The following is a 26,695-nucleotide window of genomic DNA, read 5'->3' on the forward strand; positions in this document are numbered from 1 at the left end:
TCCTAGGAGGAATTTAATAATGCGTGGAATGGGCAATATGAACAATATGATGAAACAAATGCAGAAAATGCAAAAGAAAATGATGCAAGCACAAGAAGAATTAGCTGCACAGACTTTTGAAGGTACTGCTAGTAATGGACTTGTAAAAGTAGTGATGAATGGTCAAAAGCAAGTGCAAGAAGTTGTTATTGATCCAGAAGTTGTAGATCCAGAAGATGTAGAATTATTGCAAGATATGATTATTATTGCTACAAATGCTGCTATTTCAAAAGTTGAAGAAACAACAAATGAAACAATGGGGCAATTCACTAAAGGAATCAACCTTCCTGGATTCTAGGAGGAATAAAGGATGCATTATCCTGAACCAATATCCAAACTGATTGATAGTTTTATGAAATTGCCAGGTATCGGGCCAAAGACAGCCTCCCGTCTGGCATTTTTTGTATTAACAATGCAGGAAGATACGGTGCTGAATTTTGCTAAAGCTCTTATTGATGCTAAGCGAAATTTAAGCTATTGTTCAGTTTGTGGGCATATTACGGATGTTGACCCTTGCCATATATGTCAGGATCCACAACGTGACCGTTCAACAATATGCGTTGTACAAGATACGAAAGATGTTATTGCAATGGAAAAGATGCGAGATTACCATGGTCTGTATCATGTTTTGCAAGGTGCAATTTCACCAATGGATGGTATAGGGCCAGAAGATATTAATGTTCCCTCTTTATTAAAAAGATTGCAAAATGAAGAAGTTCAGGAACTAATATTAGCCACTAACCCTACTATAGAAGGGGAAGCTACAGCTATGTATATTTCACGCCTTGTTAAACCATCTGGTATTCGCACTACCCGTATAGCCCATGGGCTACCTGTAGGTGGAGATTTAGAATATGCAGATGAGGTAACTTTATCAAAAGCATTAGAAGGTAGACGGGAACTATAGAATGGGGTGTGCAAGATCTTATGTTTTTTCGGAAACAAAAGTTGCGTAAAGAATACGATGATAAGCTTGTCCAACTAATGAGGCAAACTAAAGAAGATTGGCAACATACACAAGAAATAGAAAACCTAATGGCAGATTATGATTTGAATATTATCGCAGAACGCAAAATTGCCGAAAGTAAACACTTCTACTTATTTAAAGAAGCTCGCATTCGGAAAATTTTAATTAAATAACGAATGACAAACAGTATTCCTGTCATATATATCAGTTACATCATATATTAATGGAGCGTGATTATATGGCCAAGCTTGTAATTAGCTTGATAGGTATACTGTTTGTTTTTTATTTGGTTGTTCGAAAACCAAAGGGAATTAGAAAGGTACTCGAATTATTTTCGAGTGTTGCCTTTCGTATAACACTATCTTTTTGCATTTTGTATGCTTTGTCATATGGTGCAGGTTATCTAGGGATTTGGGTTCCATTAAATTTTGCCTCCATATTGATTGTTGCGTTGTTGGGTATACCAGGGGTTTTTTTAGTTTTATGCTTAGCCGGATTTAACTATTTTTTCATGTAGACATATTGCAATAACTATAGTGTAGTAATATATTAAATAAGTTGCTAAATGAAGCGATAATATAAATGAAATTAATTCATTTAAAAAAGCATTGACTTTAAATTAATATTTCGATATAATGGAATAGTCGCTTAAAGAGTGATAAAATAATTGGATTTCGATACAATTTAATGAAGTTTAAAAGTTGTTGACAAAACAACATATCTTTGATAAGATATAAAAGTTCGCTACTGAGTGAACTGAGATATGAACCTTGAAAACTGAACAAGCAAGACGTTAATCAATAAACTTTGTTCGCTAACTTTTGTTAGTGACAAGGACAAACAATAGACATCATCTTTGATGATGCGCTAGCAAAGCTAATGAGCTTTCAAACTTTACTTTTATGGAGAGTTTGATCCTGGCTCAGGACGAACGCTGGCGGCGTGCCTAATACATGCAAGTCGAGCGAATGATGAGGAGCTTGCTCCTCTGATTTAGCGGCGGACGGGTGAGTAACACGTGGGCAACCTGCCCTGTAGACTGGGATAACTTCGGGAAACCGGAGCTAATACCGGATAATCCATTTCACTTCATGGTGAAATGTTGAAAGGCGCTTTCGCGTCACTACAGGATGGGCCCGCGGTGCATTAGCTAGTTGGTGGGGTAACGGCCTACCAAGGCGACGATGCATAGCCGACCTGAGAGGGTGATCGGCCACATTGGGACTGAGACACGGCCCAAACTCCTACGGGAGGCAGCAGTAGGGAATCTTCCACAATGGACGAAAGTCTGATGGAGCAACGCCGCGTGAGTGATGAAGGTTTTCGGATCGTAAAACTCTGTTGTAAGGGAAGAACAAGTACGTTAGGAAATGAACGTACCTTGACGGTACCTTATTAGAAAGCCACGGCTAACTACGTGCCAGCAGCCGCGGTAATACGTAGGTGGCAAGCGTTGTCCGGATTTATTGGGCGTAAAGCGCGCGCAGGTGGTTTCTTAAGTCTGATGTGAAAGCCCACGGCTCAACCGTGGAGGGTCATTGGAAACTGGGAGACTTGAGTGCAGAAGAGGAAAGTGGAATTCCAAGTGTAGCGGTGAAATGCGTAGAGATTTGGAGGAACACCAGTGGCGAAGGCGACTTTCTGGTCTGTAACTGACGCTGAGGCGCGAAAGCATGGGGAGCAAACAGGATTAGATACCCTGGTAGTCCATGCCGTAAACGATGAGTGCTAAGTGTTAGGGGGTTTCCGCCCCTTAGTGCTGCAGCTAACGCATTAAGCACTCCGCCTGGGGAGTACGACCGCAAGGTTGAAACTCAAAGGAATTGACGGGGGCCCGCACAAGCGGTGGAGCATGTGGTTTAATTCGAAGCAACGCGAAGAACCTTACCAGGTCTTGACATCCCAGTGACCGCTCTAGAGATAGAGTTTTCCCTTCGGGGACATTGGTGACAGGTGGTGCATGGTTGTCGTCAGCTCGTGTCGTGAGATGTTGGGTTAAGTCCCGCAACGAGCGCAACCCTTAATCTTAGTTGCCATCATTTAGTTGGGCACTCTAAGGTGACTGCCGGTGACAAACCGGAGGAAGGTGGGGATGACGTCAAATCATCATGCCCCTTATGACCTGGGCTACACACGTGCTACAATGGACGGTACAAAGAGTCGCTAACTCGCGAGAGCACGCTAATCTCATAAAACCGTTCTCAGTTCGGATTGTAGGCTGCAACTCGCCTACATGAAGCCGGAATCGCTAGTAATCGCGGATCAGCATGCCGCGGTGAATACGTTCCCGGGCCTTGTACACACCGCCCGTCACACCACGAGAGTTTGTAACACCCGAAGTCGGTGAGGTAACCTTTTGGGGCCAGCCGCCGAAGGTGGGATAGATGATTGGGGTGAAGTCGTAACAAGGTAGCCGTATCGGAAGGTGCGGCTGGATCACCTCCTTTCTAAGGAATATTTCGGAATAGAGAACGTGGTTCTCTAAGATTAACGCTTGCTGTTCAGTTTTGAAGGCTCATCGCTTTCAAAACATTGTTCTTTGAAAACTGGATAAAACGACATTGAAAAATTCTTAAGTAACACATTTTTTTATATTAAGTTTTAAATTTTTAGGCTTAATAACTTATAGGTTAAGTTATTAAGGGCGCATGGCGGATGCCTTGGCACTAGAAGCCGATGAAGGACGGCACTAACACCGATATGCTTCGGGGAGCTGTAAGTAAGCTTTGATCCGGAGATTTCCGAATGGGGAAACCCACTATTCGTAATGGAATAGTATCTTGACGTGAATACATAGCGTCATGATGGCAGACTCAGGGAACTGAAACATCTAAGTACCTGAAGGAAGAGAAAGAAATTTCGATTCCCTTAGTAGCGGCGAGCGAAACGGGAACAGCCCAAACCAAGAGGCTTGCCTCTTGGGGTTGTAGGACACTCTATATGGAGTTACAAAGGAATGAATTAGACGAAGCGGTTTGGAAAGACCTACCGAAGAAGGTAACAGTCCTGTAGTCAAAAGTTCATTCTCTCCTGAGTGGATCCTGAGTACGGCGGAACACGTGAAATTCCGTCGGAATCTGGGAGGACCATCTCCTAAGGCTAAATACTCTCTAGTGACCGATAGTGAACCAGTACCGTGAGGGAAAGGTGAAAAGCACCCCGGGAGGGGAGTGAAAGAGATCCTGAAACCATGTGCCTACAAGTAGTTAGAGCCCGTTAATGGGTGATAGCGTGCCTTTTGTAGAATGAACCGGCGAGTTACGATTACATGCAAGGTTAAGTTGAAAAGACGGAGCCGTAGCGAAAGCGAGTCTGAATAGGGCGAATGAGTATGTGGTTGTAGACCCGAAACCAGGTGATCTACCCATGTCCAGGGTGAAGGTAAGGTAACACTTACTGGAGGCCCGAACCCACGCACGTTGAAAAGTGCGGGGATGAGGTGTGGGTAGCGGAGAAATTCCAATCGAACTTGGAGATAGCTGGTTCTCTCCGAAATAGCTTTAGGGCTAGCCTCGTGATAGAGAATCTTGGAGGTAGAGCACTGTTTGAACTAGGGGTCCATCCCGGATTACCGAATTCAGACAAACTCCGAATGCCAATGATTTATGCACGGGAGTCAGACTGCGAGTGATAAGATCCGTAGTCAAAAGGGAAACAGCCCAGACCACCAGCTAAGGTCCCAAAGTAATTGTTAAGTGGAAAAGGATGTGACGTTGCTTAGACAACCAGGATGTTGGCTCAGAAGCAGCCACCATTTAAAGAGTGCGTAATAGCTCACTGGTCGAGTGACGCTGCGCCGAAAATGTATCGGGGCTAAACAATTCACCGAAGCTGTGGATAGACATCTATGATGTCTGTGGTAGGAGAGCGTTCTAAGTGCTGTGAAGTCAGACCGGAAGGACTGGTGGAGCGCTTAGAAGTGAGAATGCCGGTATGAGTAGCGAAAGATGGGTGAGAATCCCATCCACCGAATGACTAAGGTTTCCTGAGGAAGGCTCGTCCTCTCAGGGTTAGTCGGGACCTAAGCCGAGGCCGATAGGCGTAGGCGATGGATAACAGGTTGATATTCCTGTACCACCTCCCTACCATTTGAGTAATGGGGGGACACAGTAGGATAGGGTAAGCGCACTGTTGGTTATGTGCGTCTAAATAGTAAGGCGTGAGAGTAGGCAAATCCGCTCTCTATAACGTTGAGCTATGATGGCGAGCGGTTTACCGCGAAGTTCCTGATTTCACACTGTCAAGAAAAGCCTCTAGCGAGGTAGGAGGTGCCCGTACCGCAAACCGACACAGGTAGTCGAGGAGAGAATCCTAAGGTGAGCGAGAGAACTCTCGTTAAGGAACTCGGCAAAATGACCCCGTAACTTCGGGAGAAGGGGTGCTCTAGTAGGGTGCAAGCCCGAGAGAGCCGCAGTGAATAGGCCCAGGCGACTGTTTAGCAAAAACACAGGTCTCTGCAAAACCGTAAGGTGACGTATAGGGGCTGACGCCTGCCCGGTGCTGGAAGGTTAAGGGGATTGCTTAGCGTAAGCGAAGGTGAGAACCGAAGCCCCAGTAAACGGCGGCCGTAACTATAACGGTCCTAAGGTAGCGAAATTCCTTGTCGGGTAAGTTCCGACCCGCACGAAAGGCGTAACGATCTGGGCACTGTCTCAACGAGAGACTCGGTGAAATTATAGTACCTGTGAAGATGCAGGTTACCCGCGACAGGACGGAAAGACCCCGTGGAGCTTTACTGTAGCCTGATATTGAATTTTGGTACAGCTTGTACAGGATAGGTAGGAGCCTGAGATACCGGAGCGCCAGCTTCGGTGGAGGCGTCCTTGGGATACTACCCCAGCTGTATTGAAATTCTAACCCGTACCCCTATATCGGGGTAGGAGACAGTGTCAGGCGGACAGTTTGACTGGGGCGGTCGCCTCCTAAAGAGTAACGGAGGCGCCCAAAGGTTCCCTCAGAATGGTTGGAAATCATTCGCAGAGTGTAAAGGCACAAGGGAGCTTGACTGCGAGACCTACAAGTCGAGCAGGGTCGAAAGACGGGCTTAGTGATCCGGTGGTTCCGCATGGAAGGGCCATCGCTCAACGGATAAAAGCTACCCCGGGGATAACAGGCTTATCTCCCCCAAGAGTCCACATCGACGGGGAGGTTTGGCACCTCGATGTCGGCTCATCGCATCCTGGGGCTGTAGTCGGTCCCAAGGGTTGGGCTGTTCGCCCATTAAAGCGGTACGCGAGCTGGGTTCAGAACGTCGTGAGACAGTTCGGTCCCTATCCGTCGTGGGCGTAGGAAATTTGAGAGGAGCTGTCCTTAGTACGAGAGGACCGGGATGGACACACCGCTGGTGTACCAGTTGTTCTGCCAAGAGCATCGCTGGGTAGCTATGTGTGGACGGGATAAGTGCTGAAAGCATCTAAGCATGAAGCCCCCCTCAAGATGAGATTTCCCATTACGCAAGTAAGTAAGATCCCTTGAAGACGACAAGGTAGATAGGTTCGAGGTGGAAGTGTGGTGACACATGGAGCTGACGAATACTAATAGATCGAGGACTTAACCAAACGTTATTTTAAGAACTTCAATGAAAGTTTATCCAGTTTTGAAAGAACAATTCTTTCTTTATAAATAGTCTAGTAATGATGGCAAAGAGGTCACACCTGTTCCCATGCCGAACACAGAAGTTAAGCTCTTTAGCGCCAATGGTAGTTGGGGGCTGTCCCCCTGCGAGAGTAGGACGTTGCTAGGCACACACTAGAGCACAACTGATTATTCAGTTGTGCTCTTTTATTTTTTTGTAGTTTTAAATAAACATGAGCTTTATTCAGCATTATGGCCAATTTTAATAGCGCATTTTGTGCAAAGGATTTAAGTTTGGACTCATTTTCATTAGGACTATGCTTACATTTACTCTATGTCCCTTTGAAACATTCACCTAGTTCCTTTTTTGTTGGGCAAAAATTCAATAATCATTTTGAGTCATTTTGTCAATGCCTCTAATGAGCATTCATCAAGACTTATGGTGAGCGCGAATGACAATGCAATGAATGCTTCTTTGTAAAAAAATTAGGTGGATCTGATTAATATTGAAACGCCATAAGTTACTTCAAAAGGCAATGCAAATTCGTATATTATTGAAATTTCAACCCTAAGTATAACCTTGCGAAAGTATAGCAGGTAGAACATATAGTTGGAGAGTTAAATTGTTGGGAGGGTGAATAGGAACCTTCATAAATAGAAAGGGATGTAGTCAGTATCAATGTTCAGAGTGCTCTGTATTGTTCACAACCATCAAAGGAAATTTGCTTATTACAAAAACGTAGACTAGATAAAGCAAGATTACAGGAATAAACGGCGATAGCATAGAGAGCGACAATAATGCGAAAGTACAAGTGCAAAAACAGAATGCATGCATTAGGTTCTACTCATCTATCAAAAACATTATTATAGGGTTAGAAGATTTACTTGAAAAGCGACTATTTTGCAATTATTACTAATGCATAAGCCAGTTCTATATTTTAATTTCAAGTTTCCTTATGAAAGATACAGATAATCTGTTGCAAATTTATCACTCCCTAGAATGTATTAACAGATGAAGAGATTTTTAGATTGAGTGAAGCAGCTTTAGTTAGGATAAACAACGATGTTAAATACAATTAATTCAATTAATCATAAAGCGTTATTTATCCTATGCTATTAAGATTAGGGAACAATTAATGATATATGTAATATTATATGGGAGTAGATTAGAAAATGCTCAGAAGAGTCGGATTTATAAATTTAATAGCTGGTAAAATAATCAATATTAAATGGTACAGTTTGAACGATGCCATATATATATTCAAAATCGTAAAGTTAAAAATTCTAATAGCAAAAATCAGATCACTTACTTAAGCACACACCAGAATAAATAATTTAAATCTATGGAAGTATAATATAATTTACTAATAATGTAGTGATGAAAAATATTGACCAATTTATTTTCATATGATATTATATTAAAGTCGCAAAAAGACAACGACAAATTTAATATGAATCTTTCAATAAACGATGAAAGTTATTGATTTCATTATATTAATGTGATAAGATAATTAAGTTGTTGTTAAAAGAAACGACAACAAAATAAATCTTTGATAAAAAGTTGTTGACAAAACAACATATATTTGATAAGATATAAAAGTTCGCTACTGAGTGAACTGAGATATGAACCTTGAAAACTGAACAAGCAAGACGTTAATCAATAAACTTTGTTTGCTAACTTTTGTTAGTGACAAGGACAAACTATAGATATCATCTTTGATGATACGCTAGCAAAGCTAATGAGCTTTCAAACTTTACTTTTATGGAGAGTTTGATCCTGGCTCAGGACGAACGCTGGCGGCGTGCCTAATACATGCAAGTCGAGCGAATGATGAGGAGCTTGCTCCTCTGATTTAGCGGCGGACGGGTGAGTAACACGTGGGCAACCTGCCCTGTAGACTGGGATAACTTCGGGAAACCGGAGCTAATACCGGATAATCCATTTCACTTCATGGTGAAATGTTGAAAGGCGCTTTCGCGTCACTACAGGATGGGCCCGCGGTGCATTAGCTAGTTGGTGGGGTAACGGCCTACCAAGGCGACGATGCATAGCCGACCTGAGAGGGTGATCGGCCACATTGGGACTGAGACACGGCCCAAACTCCTACGGGAGGCAGCAGTAGGGAATCTTCCACAATGGACGAAAGTCTGATGGAGCAACGCCGCGTGAGTGATGAAGGTTTTCGGATCGTAAAACTCTGTTGTAAGGGAAGAACAAGTACGTTAGGAAATGAACGTACCTTGACGGTACCTTATTAGAAAGCCACGGCTAACTACGTGCCAGCAGCCGCGGTAATACGTAGGTGGCAAGCGTTGTCCGGATTTATTGGGCGTAAAGCGCGCGCAGGTGGTTTCTTAAGTCTGATGTGAAAGCCCACGGCTCAACCGTGGAGGGTCATTGGAAACTGGGAGACTTGAGTGCAGAAGAGGAAAGTGGAATTCCAAGTGTAGCGGTGAAATGCGTAGAGATTTGGAGGAACACCAGTGGCGAAGGCGACTTTCTGGTCTGTAACTGACGCTGAGGCGCGAAAGCATGGGGAGCAAACAGGATTAGATACCCTGGTAGTCCATGCCGTAAACGATGAGTGCTAAGTGTTAGGGGGTTTCCGCCCCTTAGTGCTGCAGCTAACGCATTAAGCACTCCGCCTGGGGAGTACGACCGCAAGGTTGAAACTCAAAGGAATTGACGGGGGCCCGCACAAGCGGTGGAGCATGTGGTTTAATTCGAAGCAACGCGAAGAACCTTACCAGGTCTTGACATCCCAGTGACCGCTCTAGAGATAGAGTTTTCCCTTCGGGGACATTGGTGACAGGTGGTGCATGGTTGTCGTCAGCTCGTGTCGTGAGATGTTGGGTTAAGTCCCGCAACGAGCGCAACCCTTAATCTTAGTTGCCATCATTTAGTTGGGCACTCTAAGGTGACTGCCGGTGACAAACCGGAGGAAGGTGGGGATGACGTCAAATCATCATGCCCCTTATGACCTGGGCTACACACGTGCTACAATGGACGGTACAAAGAGTCGCTAACTCGCGAGAGCACGCTAATCTCATAAAACCGTTCTCAGTTCGGATTGTAGGCTGCAACTCGCCTACATGAAGCCGGAATCGCTAGTAATCGCGGATCAGCATGCCGCGGTGAATACGTTCCCGGGCCTTGTACACACCGCCCGTCACACCACGAGAGTTTGTAACACCCGAAGTCGGTGAGGTAACCTTTTGGGGCCAGCCGCCGAAGGTGGGATAGATGATTGGGGTGAAGTCGTAACAAGGTAGCCGTATCGGAAGGTGCGGCTGGATCACCTCCTTTCTAAGGAATATTTCGGAATAGAGAACGTGGTTCTCTAAGATTAACGCTTGCTGTTCAGTTTTGAAGGCTCATCGCTTTCAAAACATTGTTCTTTGAAAACTGGATAAAACGACATTGAAAAATTCTTAAGTAACACATTTTTTTATATTAAGTTTTAAATTTTTAGGCTTAATAACTTATAGGTTAAGTTATTAAGGGCGCATGGCGGATGCCTTGGCACTAGAAGCCGATGAAGGACGGCACTAACACCGATATGCTTCGGGGAGCTGTAAGTAAGCTTTGATCCGGAGATTTCCGAATGGGGAAACCCACTATTCGTAATGGAATAGTATCTTGACGTGAATACATAGCGTCATGATGGCAGACTCAGGGAACTGAAACATCTAAGTACCTGAAGGAAGAGAAAGAAATTTCGATTCCCTTAGTAGCGGCGAGCGAAACGGGAACAGCCCAAACCAAGAGGCTTGCCTCTTGGGGTTGTAGGACACTCTATATGGAGTTACAAAGGAATGAATTAGACGAAGCGGTTTGGAAAGACCTACCGAAGAAGGTAACAGTCCTGTAGTCAAAAGTTCATTCTCTCCTGAGTGGATCCTGAGTACGGCGGAACACGTGAAATTCCGTCGGAATCTGGGAGGACCATCTCCTAAGGCTAAATACTCTCTAGTGACCGATAGTGAACCAGTACCGTGAGGGAAAGGTGAAAAGCACCCCGGGAGGGGAGTGAAAGAGATCCTGAAACCATGTGCCTACAAGTAGTTAGAGCCCGTTAATGGGTGATAGCGTGCCTTTTGTAGAATGAACCGGCGAGTTACGATTACATGCAAGGTTAAGTTGAAAAGACGGAGCCGTAGCGAAAGCGAGTCTGAATAGGGCGAATGAGTATGTGGTTGTAGACCCGAAACCAGGTGATCTACCCATGTCCAGGGTGAAGGTAAGGTAACACTTACTGGAGGCCCGAACCCACGCACGTTGAAAAGTGCGGGGATGAGGTGTGGGTAGCGGAGAAATTCCAATCGAACTTGGAGATAGCTGGTTCTCTCCGAAATAGCTTTAGGGCTAGCCTCGTGATAGAGAATCTTGGAGGTAGAGCACTGTTTGAACTAGGGGTCCATCCCGGATTACCGAATTCAGACAAACTCCGAATGCCAATGATTTATGCACGGGAGTCAGACTGCGAGTGATAAGATCCGTAGTCAAAAGGGAAACAGCCCAGACCACCAGCTAAGGTCCCAAAGTAATTGTTAAGTGGAAAAGGATGTGACGTTGCTTAGACAACCAGGATGTTGGCTCAGAAGCAGCCACCATTTAAAGAGTGCGTAATAGCTCACTGGTCGAGTGACGCTGCGCCGAAAATGTATCGGGGCTAAACAATTCACCGAAGCTGTGGATAGACATCTATGATGTCTGTGGTAGGAGAGCGTTCTAAGTGCTGTGAAGTCAGACCGGAAGGACTGGTGGAGCGCTTAGAAGTGAGAATGCCGGTATGAGTAGCGAAAGATGGGTGAGAATCCCATCCACCGAATGACTAAGGTTTCCTGAGGAAGGCTCGTCCTCTCAGGGTTAGTCGGGACCTAAGCCGAGGCCGATAGGCGTAGGCGATGGATAACAGGTTGATATTCCTGTACCACCTCCCTACCATTTGAGTAATGGGGGGACACAGTAGGATAGGGTAAGCGCACTGTTGGTTATGTGCGTCTAAATAGTAAGGCGTGAGAGTAGGCAAATCCGCTCTCTATAACGTTGAGCTATGATGGCGAGCGGTTTACCGCGAAGTTCCTGATTTCACACTGTCAAGAAAAGCCTCTAGCGAGGTAGGAGGTGCCCGTACCGCAAACCGACACAGGTAGTCGAGGAGAGAATCCTAAGGTGAGCGAGAGAACTCTCGTTAAGGAACTCGGCAAAATGACCCCGTAACTTCGGGAGAAGGGGTGCTCTAGTAGGGTGCAAGCCCGAGAGAGCCGCAGTGAATAGGCCCAGGCGACTGTTTAGCAAAAACACAGGTCTCTGCAAAACCGTAAGGTGACGTATAGGGGCTGACGCCTGCCCGGTGCTGGAAGGTTAAGGGGATTGCTTAGCGTAAGCGAAGGTGAGAACCGAAGCCCCAGTAAACGGCGGCCGTAACTATAACGGTCCTAAGGTAGCGAAATTCCTTGTCGGGTAAGTTCCGACCCGCACGAAAGGCGTAACGATCTGGGCACTGTCTCAACGAGAGACTCGGTGAAATTATAGTACCTGTGAAGATGCAGGTTACCCGCGACAGGACGGAAAGACCCCGTGGAGCTTTACTGTAGCCTGATATTGAATTTTGGTACAGCTTGTACAGGATAGGTAGGAGCCTGAGATACCGGAGCGCCAGCTTCGGTGGAGGCGTCCTTGGGATACTACCCCAGCTGTATTGAAATTCTAACCCGTACCCCTATATCGGGGTAGGAGACAGTGTCAGGCGGACAGTTTGACTGGGGCGGTCGCCTCCTAAAGAGTAACGGAGGCGCCCAAAGGTTCCCTCAGAATGGTTGGAAATCATTCGCAGAGTGTAAAGGCACAAGGGAGCTTGACTGCGAGACCTACAAGTCGAGCAGGGTCGAAAGACGGGCTTAGTGATCCGGTGGTTCCGCATGGAAGGGCCATCGCTCAACGGATAAAAGCTACCCCGGGGATAACAGGCTTATCTCCCCCAAGAGTCCACATCGACGGGGAGGTTTGGCACCTCGATGTCGGCTCATCGCATCCTGGGGCTGTAGTCGGTCCCAAGGGTTGGGCTGTTCGCCCATTAAAGCGGTACGCGAGCTGGGTTCAGAACGTCGTGAGACAGTTCGGTCCCTATCCGTCGTGGGCGTAGGAAATTTGAGAGGAGCTGTCCTTAGTACGAGAGGACCGGGATGGACACACCGCTGGTGTACCAGTTGTTCTGCCAAGAGCATCGCTGGGTAGCTATGTGTGGACGGGATAAGTGCTGAAAGCATCTAAGCATGAAGCCCCCCTCAAGATGAGATTTCCCATTACGCAAGTAAGTAAGATCCCTTGAAGACGACAAGGTAGATAGGTTCGAGGTGGAAGTGTGGTGACACATGGAGCTGACGAATACTAATAGATCGAGGACTTAACCAAACGTTATTTTAAGAACTTCAATAAGGTTTTTCCAGTTTTGAAAGAACAATTCTTTCTTTATAAATAGTCTAGTAATGATGGCAAAGAGGTCACACCTGTTCCCATGCCGAACACAGAAGTTAAGCTCTTTAGCGCCAATGGTAGTTGGGGGCTGTCCCCCTGTGAGAGTAGGACGTTGCTAGGCACACACTAAAACACAACTGTTTATTCAGTTGTGTTTTTTCGTTTGCTAAAATTTTTATTTCCAGCGAACAATTCAATGACAGGAAGTATAAGAGTAGAAATAAATGCATTCATTATTTGCTATTAACGATGACTTATTCTAATGAGCTTGTTAAGCAATGCAACAAAAGGCACTATAAAAAGAGCAAATAAAGCGAATCGTTTGTTTTAAGTGCAAAAGAGAAACTGGATGCTTCAATAATAGAAAGATTGAAAATATGATACTTAAACGTCTTAGATTTCTTCGATATCCTTGATTATCAACCGGGAAATATAATCATTCTACAAATTGAAATTTAAAATCATTAGATGCTAATATTAATCAATAGATATATAAGTAAAAATATTATCCTGTTTTGTAAAGGAGTAAGTATGGCAAAAAAGATATATATGCTTAAAGCAATAACAATTATTTTTACCTTTACTCTAACGTTTTTTTTGAAAACTAAAAAGACAAAATAAGAGAATTGAATATAGGCTTATTCATCGCTTATTACATATTTTCGCGCATTCAATAGTATTATTAATTAGAGGATGTTGGCCAATCATGTATAATGTAATGTAATAGTAAAAATGAGAGGGTTTAATCATGGTAAATAAATTATTTATTTCATTTGAAGGTCCAGAAGGAGCGGGAAAAACTACTGTTCTTAAGCTGGTAGTTACAAAATTGCAAGAAGAGGGTATAGAGGTAGTAGCAACTCGCGAACCTGGTGGCAGTATTATAGCCGAAAAGATACGTGAAGTCATTTTGAATCCAGCACATACAGAGATGGATGCAAAGACTGAAGCATTATTATATGCTGCAGCAAGGAGCCAACATTTTGTCGAAAAAATAGAGCCATCTCTAAAAGAGGGAAAAGTCGTTTTATGTGATCGATTCATTGATTCGTCATTAGCATATCAAGGAATTGGCAGAGATTTAGGCATTTCAGGAGTAAAGGCCATTAATCAATTTGCTATAGGTGACCGTATGCCAGACGTGACAATTCTTTTTGATTTAGACCCTGAGATAGGCTTAGCACGCATTAACGCACACAAAGAGCGTGAAGTAAATCGCTTAGATGCTGAAAGTTTAGTATTTCATCAAAAAGTCCGTAAAGCTTATTTGGACTTAGCAAAGGAATTTCCTGAACGTATTCAGATTATTGATGCAAACCAACCATTAGAGTTAGTTTTTCAAAGCGTATGGAAAGTTTTGAGAAATGCCATGTAAAGAAATGAAGAGATATTAGGAAGTATGTTATAATTAGAATAGAACCTAAAAATTAAAGGGGTGAATGCCGATGAAGTTAGTTGTGGCAGTTGTACAAGATCAGGATAGTAACCGTCTTTCAAACGCTTTAACGAAAAATCAATTTCGCGCAACAAAATTGGCCAGTACTGGAGGATTTCTTCGCTCAGGAAATACGACTTTCTTGATAGGTACTGAAGATTCACTGGTTCAAAAAGTATTAGATATAATTCGCGATAATTGTCGTTCCCGTGAACAAATGGTGGCTCCTATTTCACCAATGGGTGGAAATGCAGATGCGTATATTCCATATCCAGTCGAAGTAGAGGTAGGGGGAGCAACTGTTTTTGTACTACCAATAGAGCAGTTTCATCATTTTTAGTAGTCGGAGGATATAAGTACGTGAAGATTAATCAGGATTTGCGTATAGGGTTAGATGCAACTAGACACAGGCTACCGAATCATCAGTCAACATCAAGTTTTGGTGATTTAGTTGTAAAATCTGGACAACGTATGCAGACAGAGCAAATTACAAGATTATTAGGTGATATTTCAACAGCGGGAGACCGCATTGCAAAATCTAAAAATTTACGTGATTTGGCAAAGTTTAAAATGTTAGTGAAGCGCTTTTTGAAGGAGTCTGTTTCGTATGGAATGGAGTTAAAACAATCTCATACTTGGAATCGCTTTGGAGAAGGTCGCCGCTTAAAAATAGTAGATACAATTGATGCTAAACTAATTGAGTTAACAGAAGACGTTCTCAGTGAAGAAAAGGATTCTGTTGATTTATTAGCTAAAATAGGTGAGATTAAAGGCTTGTTAATCAACCTATATACGTAAACCCCGTGTCTTTCGGAATTCCGAAGCACGGGATTTTTTCAAACAATGAAAAGGTGATGAAATGCACATGTATACAGCTGAAGAACTACTTAAATTACAACCAGTAGTGATGAAGCAGCTCCAAACAATTTTCGATAAAAATAGAGTGGGTCATGCGTACATATTCGAAGGTGGTAAAGGTACTGGGACAGAAGAAGCTATGCTTTTTTTTGTACAATTATTATTATGTGAGAATCCACAAAACAATGTTCCATGTGAAACATGTCGAAGCTGTCAGCGTATTAAGTCAGGAAATCATCCTAATTTTCATCAAGTATATCCTGAAGGCCAATTCATTAAAGTGGATGCAATCGAAGAGCTACTTAATGAGATGAGTAAAACGGGACTAGAGGCAGGACGTAAAGTATATGTTATCCATAGTGCAGAGAGGTTAAATGTAAAATCTGCAAATAAATTATTGAAGTTTTTAGAGGAACCTGAGGGTATTGTTACAGCAATATTTGTTACACAAAATATAAATGCCATTATTTCAACTATTCGCTCTCGTTGTCAGCATATTAAATTTCAAGAAATTCCACGTGATGAAATGATAAAAAGACTGATTACAGAAGGAATTACTATGTCAATGGCAGCAACTGTTAGTATGGTGACTAGTAATCTAGAAGATGCATTTTCTCTTGCAAAAGATGATGCGTTTGCACAGGCTAGAAAAACAGTGTTAAAATTGGTAGAGGCCACATTCAGAAATGTACATGAGTCAATGTTGGTTGTGCATGAAGAGTGGCTACCATTATTTAAAGAAAAAGAGCAAATAGGGTTAGCTTTAGAACTAATGCTGTTTGCCTTTCGAGATATAGTAGCGATAAAGGCAAATCCGGAAGCAATCTGTACGTATCCTGATTTACTTTCAACATGGAAGGAAGCGGCTCTTCATACAACTTTTGATAAGTTATCATCGCAGTTACAAGCGATACTAAAAGCTCGTAAGCAATTGCTAAGTAACATGAATAAAACGTTGATGATGGAGCAACTAATGCTGAATCTGCAGGAGGGAAAATCCTTTGTATAAAGTAGTAGGTGTCCGTTTTAAAAAGGCGGGTAAAATATATTATTTTGACCCTGGAGACTATATTCTAGAAAAAGGTCAATATGTTATCGTAGAGACAGCAAGAGGTATTGAGTATGGGAGAATTGTTGTTTCTATGAAACAAGTTGGAGAAAGCGATGTTGTTCTTCCACTTAAGCAAGTTGTTCGTCCAGCAAATGAGCGAGATCGCTTACAAGTTAATGAAAATGCGGTTGAGTCTAAGCGTGCATTTGATGTAGCTACAGAAAAGATTGCTGCGCATGAATTGAAAATGAAGCTAGTAGATGTTGAATATACATTTGATCGAAATAAGATAATCTTTTACTTTACAGCTGAGGGAAGAGTTGACTTCCGTGAATTAGTAAAAGACTTAGCAGCAATTTTCCGTACGCGGATAGAACTAAGACAAATTGGTGTGCGAGATGAAGCAAAGATGCTGGGCGGTATCGGTCCTTGTGGAAGAATGCTATGCTGTTCTACTTTTTTAGGAGACTTCGAGCCAGTATCAATTAAAATGGCTAAGGATCAAAACTTATCCCTTAATCCTTCGAAAATATCAGGATTATGTGGACGTTTAATGTGTTGTCTAAAGTATGAGAATGATGAGTATGAAGAAGCACTTGAACAAATGCCTGATATGGGAGAAACAATTACAACTCCAGATGGTAGAGGTAAAGTAACCGGGTTAAACATATTAGAACGAGTGCTTCAAATTGAGTTGTTTGAAGAACAACGAGTCTTAGAATATACTTTGGATGAAATTTTAGAGTATGAAAAAAGTTCAGTCCAATAGAGAAATAATGAGGTGGCTTGAGTGGAGGACCGTAATTTCTTAGATACTGTTATGGAGTTCGAACAACAGCTCGAATCGATGCAAAAACAATTTGAGGCATTGAAGAAATTCGTTGCACTCATGATGGAAGAGCATCAAACACTACAATTGGAAAATCGTCATCTTCGCACAAGATTAGAAGAAGTTCTCTCTGTAAATCCAGAGAAGCCTGATGAACCAGTTGCTGAAGAAAAGAAAAAAGAGATCATTGATGTGGGGGAAGGATATGATAATCTTGCTCGACTATATCATGAGGGATTTCATGTTTGCCATGTCCATTTTGGCAGTTCGCGAAAAGGCGAAGATTGTTTATTCTGCCTATCATTTTTAAATAAACAGTAATTGATAATAAAGACTGATTCCATCATAATAAATGGATGTCAGTCTTTTGTTATGTGGAGGGTAAATGAATGGAACAATGGTTGAAAGAAGATGAGAGAATGGATTACTTATTGGCAGAGGACCTACGTATTATTCAAAGCCCATCTGTTTTTTCATTTTCATTAGATGCCGTGTTATTATCGAAATTTGTAAGTGTCCCTTATCAAAAGGGAAATTTAGTTGATTTATGCGCTGGTAATGGAGCAATTCCACTGTTTTTAAGTGTACGTACAAAGGGTCACATTACGGCTGTTGAATTGCAAAATCGCCTTGTCGATATGGCAATGAGAAGTGTACAATATAACAATTTACAGGAGCAAATTACCATATTGCAAGGTGATGTTCGAACAATTTCACAACAAATAGGTGTAGAAAAGTATGATGTAGTAACATGCAATCCTCCTTATTTTCCTGCACATGAAGCTAGCGAAAAGAACTTAAAGGAACATGTTGCTATTGCAAGACATGAAATTTACCTAAAGCTGGATGAAATGGTTTACTCTGCTAGTAAGCTTTTAAAGCAAGGTGGTAAAGCTGCATTTGTTCACCGACCAGGTCGCTTACTCGATATCGTAACTGCAATGCGTGCTAATAGATTAGAACCGAAACGTATTCGCTTTGTATATCCAAAGGAAGGAAAAGAGGCAAATACATTATTAATAGAAGGAATAAAAGATGGAAAGCCTGATTTAAAAATTCTACCTCCATTATATGTATATGGAGAAGATGGTGAATATACTACCGAAGTGAGAGAAATGCTATATGGCGATAGGCAATAATCACGTTATGTATGTACTAGAATGTGCTGATGGTACTTACTATACGGGGTATACTAATAATCTTGAAAAAAGAGTTGCCGTTCACAATGCAGGAAAGGGTGCAAAATATACTAGAGCACGGAGACCCGTGCACTGTATTTATTTCGAAACCTTTGAAACCAAGCATGATGCGATGAGTGCAGAATATCACTTTAAACAATTAACAAGAAAACAAAAGGAAGAATTTTTAGCAACTAGGAGTGAAGATTGAGTGAAGACACAAAAAAGTGCGATGCATGAAAAGGGTAGTTGTTTATATTTAGTTGCTACGCCTATAGGTAATTTGGAAGATATGACAATGCGTGCAATCCGCATTTTAAAAGAAGCAGATATTATCGCGGCAGAAGATACACGCAATACTAGAAAGCTTTGCAATTATTTCGAAATAGAAACGCCATTGATAAGCTATCATGATCATAATCAAGAGCAAGGCGGAGAGAAATTACTTCAATTTTTGCGTGAAGGAAAAACGGTTGCCCTTGTAAGTGATGCAGGATTACCGTGTATTTCAGACCCCGGTGCAGATATCGCTATAAAGGCAATTGAGGAAGACTTTGCGGTCGTACCTGTACCTGGCGCAAATGCAGCATTAACAGCATTAATAGCCTCTGGATTAGCACCCCAGCCTTTCTTTTTCTATGGATTTTTAAGCCGTCATAAAAAAGAACGTAGGGAATCACTGGAGTCATTAAAAAAACGCCATGAGACTGTTGTTTTTTATGAAGCGCCACATCGTCTAAAGGAAACACTAAAGGATATGCAAGCGACTTTTGGAAATCGGCGGATTGTAATGGCACGAGAGTTAACTAAGAAATTTGAAGAATTTCTACGTGGAACTTTGGATGAAGCAATTGACTGGGCAAATAACAATGAAATACGTGGGGAATTCTGTCTAGTAGTGGAAGGGAATCTACAAGGAGTAGATGAAGTAGAAGAACATTGGTGGAGTGAATTAACAATTGTAGAACATGTTGATCGACTCATACTCGAACAAAAACTATCTTCAAAAGAAGCTATTAAAGAAGTAGCAAAAGTTAGAGGCATAGGGAAACGTGATGTTTACCAACAATATCATATTTTAGAACCATAAATCTTAGTAGTTCTAAATAAAAAGCCCATCAGAAATGGCGAATATTTCTGATGGGCTTTTTTATATATAAAATCACATTAGAAAACAAGGTAGGTAATAAAAAGGTTTTTTCATTAATATATATCTTGTCGATCGAATTGATTTACTACATATACTTATTTGTTTAATTTTGCTTGGATTTCTTTCATAAGAATTTGTGCACCTTCTGGGCTAAGGATTAAGTTACCTCCAGCTAAACGGAAGTTATCATCAGATACTTCACCAGTTACAGCACAAGTCATATTAGGCATATATTTTTTTAGAATGATTTTATCATCATCTACATAAATTTCTAAAGCATCTTTTTCTGCAATACCTAATGTACGACGAAGTTCAATTGGAATTACCACGCGGCCAAGTTCATCAACTTTACGCACAATACCAGTAGATTTCATAACGAGAGTTCCTCCTATTATTTCTTGAAATTATTTTTCGTCAAATTTCGACATATAATCTGTTTCTGTAAGATATCATACCAACTAATGCCATAAACGTCAATTATTTTTGTATGCATTTTTGTATATCCTTTCAAAAAATTTCCGTTCTTTAAGGTAATAAATCATATGGATTTGTTTTATTTTGCCCGAATTTTGTACTTTTATCCGCTTTTTTGATTATATTTTAAATAATAATAGTTCTTGTATATCATTCGACAAAATTAGACAAAATTGAGTAAAGTAAACTTTAATTGAAAGGTTTTTCGTACTCCGATAAAATAATAGGTATACTGTATAGCACTGGAGGAAGTTTTCGTGACAAAAGAAAAGAAAACATTCTATATTACTACACCAATTTACTACCCAAGTGGTAAATTCCATATCGGCACTGCATATACAACTGTAGCTGCTGATACAATGGCACGTTACAAGCGACTACGTGGGTACGATGTCCGTTTCCAAACAGGTATGGACGAACATGGTCAAAAGATTCAAGAAAAAGCAGAAGAAGCAAACAAACATCCAAAAGAATATGTTGATGAGATCGCAGCGGCTGCAAAAAAACTTTGGAAACTGATGGACATCTCCTATGATGACTTTATCCAAACAACAGAAGAGCGCCATACAAAGGCCGTAGAGAAAATCTTCAAAAAGTTCTTGGATAATGGCGACATATATAAAGGTGAATATGAAGGATGGTATTGCACGCCATGTGAATCTTTCTTCACGGATACACAACTAGATAACGGAAATTGTCCAGATTGTGGCCGCCCTGTTCATAAAGTGAAAGAGGAATCTTACTTCTTTAATATGAAAAAATATGCGGACCGACTATTACAATATTATGAAGAAAACCCACAATTCATAGAACCAGAATCACGAAAAAATGAAATGATTAATAATTTCATCAAACCGGGTCTTGAAGACCTTTCAGTATCTCGTACTTCATTTGATTGGGGTATTCGTGTTCCTGGAGATCCAAAGCATGTCATTTATGTATGGGTTGATGCCCTTACAAACTATTTAACAACTTTAGGTTATGATACGGAAAACGATGAAAACTTCAAAAAGTATTGGCCTGCAGATGTTCACGTGGTTGGGAAAGACATCGTGCGATTCCATACAATCTATTGGCCAATTTTCTTGATGGCTTTAGATTTACCACTTCCAAAAAAGGTATTCGCTCATGGTTTTATCATGATGAAAGATGGCAAAATGTCAAAATCTAAAGGAAATGTTGTATATCCTGAAATGCTAATAGAAAGATATGGTCTAGATGCTACACGATATTTCTTATTACGTGAATTGCCGTTTGGCCAGGATGGTGTATTCTCACCTGAATCATTTGTAGAGCGTACTAATTTTGACCTTGCGAATGACCTTGGTAACTTATTAAATCGTACTGTATCAATGATGAATAAATACTTTGATGGCGTTATACCTACTGAAGGTTTGGAACCAACAGAATTTGACGCTGCTCTAGATGCACAAGCAAAGGAAACGCAAGCTAAATATGAAGCAGATATGGAAAAAATGCAGTTTAGCGTTGTATTAGCAGATGTTTGGGCATTGGTATCTCGTACGAATAAATATATAGATGAAACACAACCATGGGTACTTGCTAAAGACGAAGAAAGTATTGGCCAATTAGCAACAGTAATGCATAATTTAGCTGAAAGTCTACGCCGCGTTGCAATCATGATTCAACCTTTTATGACGAATTCACCAAAGGAAATTGTACGCCAACTAGGTTTATCAGAAGAATTACTAGCGTGGGAAACATTAAATGAAGAAAATGTTATTAAATCAGGCACAAAAGTAATCGAAAAAGGTGTACCGATTTTCCCTCGTTTAGATTCAGATGAAGAAGTTACTTATATTCGCGATCAAATGCGTGGATCTGTAAAGACTATTGAACAGCCAAAGGTAGAAGAGGTTGAAAAGAAAGAGGAAGTTCCTGAAATTACAATCGATGATTTTATGAAAGTAGATTTACGTGTAGCGACAGTTACAGCTTGCGACAAAATTCCAAAAGCAAATAAATTATTAAAACTTCAACTAGATTTAGGCTATGAACAACGTCAAGTTGTGTCAGGAATTGCGGAATATTACAAACCAGAAGAATTAGTAGGCCGTAAAGTAATTGTTGTAGCAAACTTAAAACCGGTTAAATTACGTGGTGAATTATCACAAGGAATGATTTTAGCTGGTAGCAAAAATGGCATACTTACATTAGCAACAGTAGATGAAAAACTAGAAAACGGTGCTAAAGTTAAATAATTCTTTTACTTCATTTTAGAAGAAATGCATTTAGCATCAAGGTTATAAAAAATTAATAACTATTAGAACTAACTCCGCGCGCCCGCTATGGTCTTTTTCCCTCTATAAAATAGAGGAATGTAATTGATCAAGCTAAAGGGCGTGTGGAGTTTTTAATGTATGGGCAACCTAGTTAGATTGGTATTAGAAAGTTGAACTATAACATTTTTAGATTATGATTTGATAAATGAAATAGACGAAAAAATAAGCAATTTTCGAATGATTCTATCTAGCCTTTAAAATTGTAAATTAGCTAAAGTTTGACAATAAAACAATTCAAACGACATAAAATATTAGGTATAAATATCTATTTTGATAATAAAAAATAAATTACGACACCATGTTACATAGGTAGTAAGTACAATACTCGTTGTAATGTTTGTAATAAAAATGTAATTTTGTTGTGAACACTGAAATGTTTAATTTCGCTAAAATGTTAACCATGTGAGGAGAATGAAAATGTTTATAGACACGCATGTTCATTTGAATGCTGAACAATATGAGGATGATTTACAAGAAGTAATTGACCGTGCATTAGCAGCCAAAGTTAATAAAATGGTGGTTGTTGGATTTGACAAACCTACAATAACCCGTGCTATGAGGCTAATTGAGGATTATGATTTTCTTTATGCAGCGATTGGTTGGCATCCAGTTGATGCAATCGATTGTACTGAAGAAGATTTACAGTGGATTGAAAAGTTAGCAGCACATCCTAAAGTCGTAGCAATCGGTGAGACAGGACTCGATTATCATTTTGATAAATCACCGAAAGATGTACAACAGGAGTTATTAAGAAAACAAATCCAACTCGCTAAAAAAGTTAACTTACCAATTGTCATTCATAACCGTGAAGCAACTGAAGATTGTGTGCGTATTTTACAAGAAGAGCATGCTGAAGAAGTTGGTGGAGTGATGCATTGCTTTAGTGGTAGCGTAGAAACCGCTAAACGTTGTGTCAAATTGAATTTTATGATTAGTTTAGGTGGTCCTGTTACTTTCAAAAATGCCAAAAAGCCAAAAACAGTGGCAAAGGAAATCCCATTGCAATATTTGATGATTGAAACAGATGCACCATACCTTGCCCCACATCCATATCGGGGTAAGAGAAATGAGCCTTCATTAGTTCCATTAGTTGCTCAAGAAATTGCTCAATTAAAAGGTTTGACTATTGAAGAAGTTGCAAAACAAACAACTGAAAATGCTCATCGCTTTTTCAAGATTCAAGCTTAAAATTTTTAAAATACAAGCGTCTCCCACATTCAAAGTAAGACTAGCTCTTTTGTAAAATTAGGTAAACTACTATCGATTGACAGTCAAAAAGAGTCTTTAAAATTCAATGAGTGAAAAGGAGACGATTTTATGTCAAAGAATCCTATGGAAAACGAAAATTTAAAATCTAAGAGGTATCAGAAAAAGAAAAGGAACTTTGCAACGTTTATGCTTCCATTTGCTGTCGCCACAAGCGCAGTTTTGGGTACTGCAATTTATACTGTAAGTGCAAGTGCAAATGATGTACACAATGAATCACGAATTAACGATTTTGTAAGTTCACATATTTCAATCGAGAAATTAGCAGGAGAAACTTCGACTACGGTCGCTGACTTTTTAAAGCAACCCACAGTTGAGTCAGGAGAAAATAGCGATCTTCAAAAGAACAATGATACGCAAAAAGCAAATGACACGAAGGCATCTGGTGTTCGAGTAGAAAAGGCCATCGATGTAGTGGAAGAATCCCGTGATTCTGAAAATAAAAACTCAGGTAAAGAGATTACACAAGTAAGTCAACCAAGAACATATCACACAACAGCTAATTTAAATTTACGTAAAGGTCCAGGAACGAAATACGGAGTTAAGATTACAATTCCAAGGGGCAAGAATGTTACGTATAAAGGCAAAAAGGGAAATTGGTACAAGGTTTCGTATAAAGGCAAAATAGGCTATGTATCAAAAACCTATTTACGATCAGGTTCCATAAAAAAAGTGTCTAATTCTCTTAATGGAAAATCCATGTATGTGTCATCCACTGCATATACTGCCAATTGTAATGGTTGCTCTGGAAAAACAAGTATTGGTATTAACTTACGTAAGGACCCTTATAAGAAAGTAATCGCAGTCGATCCAAGAGTCATTCCTTTACGCAAAATGGTTTATGTTGAAGGATATGGACTTGCGATTGCCGGAGATACTGGCGGCGCTATCAAAGGTCATAAAATTGATGTCTTCATGCCAACAAAAAAGAAAGCTTTAAACTGGGGTAGACGTACCATTAAAGTTACAATTCAAAAATAAACAACTGAAAAAAAGAAGCTCATCTCACCATACTATGAGAAGAGCTTCTTTTTATTGTAAAGAGAATAGAGGGAATTAGAGAAATGTCTATTTTCCCCCACCTTACTGTACAATAAGTGTAGAAACGAAGTAAAATGGTCAAAGGAACTTTAGGAAAAGAGGATTTGAGGTTCGTGGATATAAAAGAAATTATTGTCGTAGAAGGAAAGGACGATACGACAGCAATCAAAAGAGCTGTAAATGCCGATACAATCGAAACAAATGGTTCAGCAATTTCAGAGGAGACTTTACGTAATATACAACATGCACAAGATGTGAGAGGTGTTATTGTTTTTACAGATCCTGATTATCCAGGTCGTCGTATTCGTGCTATTATAGAAGCTCGTGTAAAAGGTATAAAGCATGCATTCTTGCCAAAGCAAAAGACTATTGCAAAAAACGGTAAGGGCTTAGGAATAGAGCACGCAAAGGACGAGGATATTCGATTTGCGTTATCAAAAGTCTATACTCCAAAAGATTCAGAACAACAATCAACATGTACCATTACTATAGATGATTTAATAGCGACAAACCTAATATCTCATCCTAATGCAAAAAAACGTCGTGATCGTTTAGGAGAGCTGTTGAATATCGGTTCGACCAATAGTAAACAGCTTGTAAAGAGATTAGAAATGTTTCAAATTACAGAAGAGCAATTCGGAAAGGCAATTGCAACGATGAATCAGGAGGAACAAAATGCATAAAGATATAGCAACACCTTTACGCACACAAGAAATATTAAAAAAATACGGGTTTTCATTTAAAAAAAGTTTAGGTCAAAACTTTTTAATTGATCCAAACATTTTACGCAACATTGTAAGTTATGCGGACTTATCAAAGACAAGTGCAGCGATAGAAGTAGGACCGGGAATTGGGGCTCTAACAGAACATTTAGCACGCCAAGCGGGTAAAGTCGTATCCTTTGAAATTGACCAACGTTTATTACCGGTTTTAGAAGACACTCTTAGTTCATATGACAACGTGAAGATTGTACATTCTGATGTTTTAAAAGCTGATGTGGCTACTATTATTAAAGATGAATTATCTCAATACGAAAATATTATGGTGGTAGCAAATCTCCCTTATTATGTAACAACGCCTATCTTACTTAAACTTCTTATGGAGGATCTACCAATTCGCGGAATGGTTGTTATGATGCAAAAAGAAGTGGCGGATCGTATTTCAGCTGTACCTGGTACAAAAGCTTACGGTTCCTTGTCTATTGCGGTTCAATATTATATGAATGCGGAAGTAGTTATGACCGTACCAAAAACAGTATTTATGCCACAGCCAAATGTAGATTCAGCTGTATTACGATTAATTCGCCATGATGAGCCACCTGTAAAAGTAATTAGTGAATCATTCTTATTCGAGGTTACTCGTAGTTCATTTGCACAACGACGTAAAACGATATTAAACAATTTACAATCTCAATTGCCAAATGGTAAAGAAAAAAAGGAACAAATACTCTCCGCTTTAGCTGAGTCAAATATCGAACCTACGAGACGAGGGGAAACTTTATCGATTAAGGAATTTGGGCTGTTAGCAGACAACTTATATCCTCATTTTAAAAACTAAACCATATATTAGTATAATATTAAAAAATGTAAGGTGTTCAAAAAAAGTGATTGACATGGCTTTTTTATCTTGATAAAATATAATTTTTGTGTTGACAAAAATGGTTTTATTATGTATACTGGTTAATAGTGAGGTGTAAGCGAAAATGCCAAAAACTTTAGCCGACATTAAAAAGTCGTTAGATTGTCATTTGGGTAGACGTTTGCAATTGAAAGCAAACGGTGGTCGCAAGAAAACGATTGAGCGTGCTGGAATATTACGTGAAACTTATCGCGCAGTATTTGTAGTTGATCTTGATCAAGACGAAAACGCCTTTGAGCGTGTGTCTTACAGCTACACAGATATTTTAACAGAAGCAGTAGAGATTACGTTTGATGATGATGCAACTTCTCAAGTTGCAGCAGCCAAATAAGTACGTGTAATTATAATCGAATATTTAGTTCGGACACTTGTAGAACATTCTTTCTCGTTAAAGGAATGTTTTATGAGTGT

At 40.5% G+C, this 26,695-nt stretch carries 20 protein-coding genes and 6 rRNA genes; 25 read left to right on the forward strand and 1 reads right to left on the reverse strand.

What is annotated here, in order from left to right; genetic code table 11:
• Nucleotides 1-19: 19 nt before the first annotated feature.
• The 19 genes from ACWV26_RS00130 (at nt 20) to rsmI (ending at nt 19,502) form a co-directional block, all read left to right on the forward strand.
• Nucleotides 20-337 (forward strand): YbaB/EbfC family nucleoid-associated protein, encoded by a 318-nt coding sequence (locus ACWV26_RS00130; protein ID WP_455896410.1) that lies wholly within the window; start codon nt 20-22, stop codon nt 335-337.
• A gap of 12 nt (nt 338-349) precedes the next feature.
• A complete protein-coding gene (gene recR, locus ACWV26_RS00135) occupies nt 350-946 on the forward strand; it encodes a recombination mediator RecR (RefSeq protein ID WP_455896411.1) in 597 nt (198 codons plus the stop codon).
• Between the two features lie 20 nt (nt 947-966).
• Nucleotides 967-1,179: a YaaL family protein gene (locus tag ACWV26_RS00140; RefSeq protein WP_455896412.1), complete on the forward strand. Its 213-nt coding sequence runs from the start codon at nt 967-969 to the stop codon at nt 1,177-1,179.
• Between the two features lie 65 nt (nt 1,180-1,244).
• Complete coding sequence (locus ACWV26_RS00145) at nt 1,245-1,523, forward strand: pro-sigmaK processing inhibitor BofA family protein (protein WP_455896413.1); 279 nt, start codon at nt 1,245-1,247, stop codon at nt 1,521-1,523.
• 382 nt (nt 1,524-1,905) lie between these two features.
• Nucleotides 1,906-3,453 (forward strand): 16S ribosomal RNA (locus ACWV26_RS00150).
• 181 nt (nt 3,454-3,634) lie between these two features.
• Nucleotides 3,635-6,564: ribosomal RNA gene (locus ACWV26_RS00155) — 23S ribosomal RNA — on the forward strand.
• A 68-nt stretch (nt 6,565-6,632) separates the two neighbouring features.
• Nucleotides 6,633-6,749, forward strand: a 5S ribosomal RNA gene (gene rrf, locus ACWV26_RS00160).
• 1,590 nt (nt 6,750-8,339) lie between these two features.
• Nucleotides 8,340-9,887: ribosomal RNA gene (locus ACWV26_RS00165) — 16S ribosomal RNA — on the forward strand.
• Nucleotides 9,888-10,068: 181 nt separating this feature from the next.
• Nucleotides 10,069-12,998 (forward strand): 23S ribosomal RNA (locus tag ACWV26_RS00170).
• Nucleotides 12,999-13,065: 67 nt separating this feature from the next.
• Nucleotides 13,066-13,182: ribosomal RNA gene (gene rrf, locus ACWV26_RS00175) — 5S ribosomal RNA — on the forward strand.
• Together the 16S, 23S and 5S rRNA genes form the textbook arrangement of a ribosomal RNA operon.
• 627 nt (nt 13,183-13,809) lie before the next feature.
• Complete coding sequence (gene tmk, locus ACWV26_RS00180; RefSeq protein ID WP_455896414.1) at nt 13,810-14,436, forward strand: dTMP kinase; 627 nt, start codon at nt 13,810-13,812, stop codon at nt 14,434-14,436.
• A gap of 70 nt (nt 14,437-14,506) precedes the next feature.
• Nucleotides 14,507-14,836 (forward strand): cyclic-di-AMP receptor, encoded by a 330-nt coding sequence (locus ACWV26_RS00185; protein WP_455896415.1) that lies wholly within the window; start codon nt 14,507-14,509, stop codon nt 14,834-14,836.
• A gap of 20 nt (nt 14,837-14,856) precedes the next feature.
• Nucleotides 14,857-15,294, forward strand: a complete 438-nt coding sequence (locus tag ACWV26_RS00190; protein WP_455896416.1) for a YaaR family protein — start codon at nt 14,857-14,859, stop codon at nt 15,292-15,294.
• 61 nt (nt 15,295-15,355) lie between these two features.
• Entirely contained in the window at nt 15,356-16,363 is a 1,008-nt protein-coding gene (holB, locus tag ACWV26_RS00195; RefSeq protein WP_455896417.1) for a DNA polymerase III subunit delta', read from the forward strand.
• Entirely contained in the window at nt 16,356-17,174 is an 819-nt protein-coding gene (locus tag ACWV26_RS00200; RefSeq protein WP_455896418.1) for a PSP1 domain-containing protein, read from the forward strand. The genes holB and ACWV26_RS00200 overlap by 8 nt, the downstream gene beginning before the upstream one ends.
• 21 nt (nt 17,175-17,195) lie before the next feature.
• Nucleotides 17,196-17,555: a DNA replication initiation control protein YabA gene (yabA, locus tag ACWV26_RS00205; RefSeq protein ID WP_455896419.1), complete on the forward strand. Its 360-nt coding sequence runs from the start codon at nt 17,196-17,198 to the stop codon at nt 17,553-17,555.
• 68 nt (nt 17,556-17,623) lie between these two features.
• Nucleotides 17,624-18,373 carry a tRNA1(Val) (adenine(37)-N6)-methyltransferase gene (locus ACWV26_RS00210; RefSeq protein WP_455896420.1) on the forward strand — a complete coding sequence of 250 codons (750 nt, stop codon included), beginning with the start codon at nt 17,624-17,626 and terminating at the stop codon, nt 18,371-18,373.
• A complete protein-coding gene (locus tag ACWV26_RS00215; RefSeq protein WP_455896421.1) occupies nt 18,357-18,623 on the forward strand; it encodes a GIY-YIG nuclease family protein in 267 nt (88 codons plus the stop codon). Before ACWV26_RS00210 ends, ACWV26_RS00215 begins: the two co-directional genes overlap by 17 nt.
• A complete protein-coding gene (gene rsmI, locus ACWV26_RS00220; RefSeq protein ID WP_455896422.1) occupies nt 18,624-19,502 on the forward strand; it encodes a 16S rRNA (cytidine(1402)-2'-O)-methyltransferase in 879 nt (292 codons plus the stop codon). It abuts the gene before it with no gap.
• A 155-nt stretch (nt 19,503-19,657) separates the two neighbouring features.
• Here the strand turns inward: rsmI and ACWV26_RS00225 are convergent, their stop codons facing one another.
• Nucleotides 19,658-19,936 (reverse strand): AbrB/MazE/SpoVT family DNA-binding domain-containing protein, encoded by a 279-nt coding sequence (locus ACWV26_RS00225; protein ID WP_102693395.1) that lies wholly within the window; start codon nt 19,934-19,936, stop codon nt 19,658-19,660.
• A 357-nt stretch (nt 19,937-20,293) separates the two neighbouring features.
• Between ACWV26_RS00225 and metG the strand changes: the two genes are divergently transcribed.
• From metG to veg, 6 genes are all read left to right on the forward strand, one after another.
• On the forward strand, nt 20,294-22,258 hold the full coding sequence (metG, locus tag ACWV26_RS00230) for a methionine--tRNA ligase (RefSeq protein WP_455896423.1): 1,965 nt from the start codon (nt 20,294-20,296) through the stop codon (nt 22,256-22,258).
• A 498-nt stretch (nt 22,259-22,756) separates the two neighbouring features.
• Nucleotides 22,757-23,527, forward strand: coding sequence for a TatD family hydrolase (locus tag ACWV26_RS00235; protein ID WP_455896424.1), 771 nt, complete (start codon nt 22,757-22,759; stop codon nt 23,525-23,527).
• 129 nt (nt 23,528-23,656) lie between these two features.
• Nucleotides 23,657-24,586, forward strand: coding sequence for a 3D domain-containing protein (locus ACWV26_RS00240; RefSeq protein WP_455896425.1), 930 nt, complete (start codon nt 23,657-23,659; stop codon nt 24,584-24,586).
• 173 nt (nt 24,587-24,759) lie between these two features.
• Nucleotides 24,760-25,329 carry a ribonuclease M5 gene (rnmV, locus tag ACWV26_RS00245; protein WP_455896426.1) on the forward strand — a complete coding sequence of 190 codons (570 nt, stop codon included), beginning with the start codon at nt 24,760-24,762 and terminating at the stop codon, nt 25,327-25,329.
• The gene (rsmA, locus tag ACWV26_RS00250; protein ID WP_455896427.1) at nt 25,322-26,203 is read left to right on the forward strand and encodes a 16S rRNA (adenine(1518)-N(6)/adenine(1519)-N(6))-dimethyltransferase RsmA; all 882 of its coding nucleotides are present in this window, start codon (nt 25,322-25,324) and stop codon (nt 26,201-26,203) included. Before rnmV ends, rsmA begins: the two co-directional genes overlap by 8 nt.
• 145 nt (nt 26,204-26,348) lie before the next feature.
• Entirely contained in the window at nt 26,349-26,615 is a 267-nt protein-coding gene (gene veg / locus ACWV26_RS00255; RefSeq protein ID WP_455896428.1) for a biofilm formation stimulator Veg, read from the forward strand.
• Nucleotides 26,616-26,695 lie beyond the last annotated feature (80 nt).

Source organism: Rummeliibacillus sp. JY-2-4R (assembly GCF_053847205.1).